This window comes from Acidisphaera rubrifaciens HS-AP3 (assembly GCF_000964365.1).
Taxonomy (GTDB): Bacteria; Pseudomonadota; Alphaproteobacteria; order Acetobacterales; family Acetobacteraceae; genus Acidisphaera; species Acidisphaera rubrifaciens.
Genome location: NZ_BANB01000738.1, coordinates 1 through 1,965 on the forward strand (window position 1 = coordinate 1; position 1,965 = coordinate 1,965).

Sequence of the window (1,965 nt, forward strand, 5' to 3'; positions counted from 1 at the left end):
GCGGCCTGTGCACTGATTGCGGCGTCTCGCGCACCGCAGCACCCAAGCGCTGCGCCACCGCCTGCCAGTTCATCCAGCCCGACTATCCGGCGGCTGAGCGGCGCGTGCATGGCCGCGAGCGCGACCCGGCGCGCGGCGACGAGCGTTTCTTCGGCCCCTACCGCCGCATGCTGCGCGCGGCGCTGGTGCCGGCGCTCGCCGGCGCGCAATGGACCGGCATCGCGACGCGCATCGGCGCGCGGCTGCTGGAGACCGGCGCCGTCGATGCGGTGCTGACCATGGCGGCCGACCCCGCCGACCGCTGGCGCCCCATGCCGGTCCTCGTCACCCGGGCGGAGGACATGGCCGCCTGCCGCGGCATGCGCATGGGCTACGCGCCGCTGCTGGCGCTGCTGGAACCCGCGATCGCGCAGGGCCACCGTCGCATCGCGCTCATCGGCATCCCCTGCCAGGTCTATGCCCTGCGCGCGCTGGAGGCGGAGCTTGGCCTCGACCGCCTCTATGTCATCGGCACGCCGTGTTCGGACAACACGACGACCGAGCGGTTCCACGAATTCCTGTCGCTGCTCGACGACGAACCGGCGCGGGTGACGTATCTGGAGTTCTGCACCGACTTCCATGTGGAGCTGCGCTACGACGACGGGCGGGTGCGGCGCGTGCCGTTCCTGCGCCTGCCGATCGCGAAGCTGCCGCCCGACTTCTTCCCGCTGACCTGCCGGACCTGCGTCGACTACACGAACGTGCTGGCCGACATCACCGTGGGCTACATGGGCGGCGACGGCGTGCAGTGGCTGCTGGTGCGCAACGAGCGCGGCGAGGAGCTGCTCCGCCTGCTCGGCGACGAGGTGCGGCTGTCCGAACCGGGCAGCGGCGGGCGGCGGCGCGGCTCCGTCGCCGGCTTCGTGAAGGTGACGATCAAGGCGGCGGGCGGGCTGCCGGTGCGCGGCATGCCGGACTGGGTGCGCCCGATCGCCGCGTGGCTGATGCCGCGCATCGGCCCGCGCGGGCTGGAGTTCGCCCGCGCCCGCATCGAGATGAAGGCGGCCGAGACGGTCCTGCACCTGCGCGCCCACCATCCGCGCCGCATGCGCCGCATGATCCCCGCCCATGTCTGGCGCCTCGTGGCCCCCTATGGCCTCACGCCCGCGCCCGGCGAGACGGACACCCCGCCGTCCGTATCGGCCGCTCCATTGGCCGACCCACCGGTTGCCGGTCACTGACCCGGACGCACCGGCCCTGCGTCCGCCAACCTCCGTCCCATCCGCGAACCTCCGTCCCCGGGCGCACGCCCCGCCCCGGCCCGATTCTCAGTCCGCCGCCGCGCCGGCGGTGAGGAGCGCGGCGGGGCGACCATGGGGCGCGAGGGCGACGCGGTTGCGCCCGGCCCGCTTGGCGGCATACAGCGCACGGTCGGCGTCGCGCAGCAGCGCCTCGACCCCCTCGACGCGACGTTCGGCGTCGTGCCACGCGACGCCCACGCTGATCGTCACCACGCCGCCCTTCCGGCCGGGATGCGCCAGCCCGCGCGCCTCCACCGCAAGACGCAGCCGCTCGCCGATCGCGGCCATGTCCGGGCGGGCGATGCGCGGGAAGACCACCACGAACTCCTCGCCGCCATAGCGGGCCACCAGCTCGTCCGCATCGCGCATCGCGGTCGCGATGGCGCCGGCCACCTCGCGCAGACAGGCATCGCCCGCCGCGTGGCCGGCGCTGTCGTTGAACGCCTTGAAGTGATCGACGTCGATGAGCGCCAGCCCGATCCCCGGCGACGCCCGCGCCTCCCACAGCCGCTGCACCTCCGTCTCGAAATGCCGGCGGTTGGCAAGACCGGTCAGCACGTCGGTCGCCGACAGCCGCAGCAGCTCCGCGTTCATGAGGTTGAGTTCGGTCGCCGCCAGCTCATAGCGCAGGGTCTGGAGAAACGCCCGCCGCCGTCCCGTCTCCATCCGCCGTGTCGTCAGGGCG

At 73.7% G+C, this 1,965-nt stretch carries 2 protein-coding genes; one reads left to right on the plus strand and one right to left on the minus strand.

All coding sequences use genetic code 11. From position 1 onward, the window contains the following. The coding region (locus tag B8460_RS17110; RefSeq protein WP_048862829.1) for a Coenzyme F420 hydrogenase/dehydrogenase, beta subunit C-terminal domain at positions 1-1,220 on the plus strand (1,220 nt) is incomplete at its 5' end. Between the two features lie 87 nt (positions 1,221-1,307). Here the strand turns inward: B8460_RS17110 and B8460_RS17115 are convergent. Beyond that, the coding region (locus B8460_RS17115) for a diguanylate cyclase (RefSeq protein WP_206742659.1) at positions 1,308-1,965 on the minus strand (658 nt) is incomplete at its 5' end.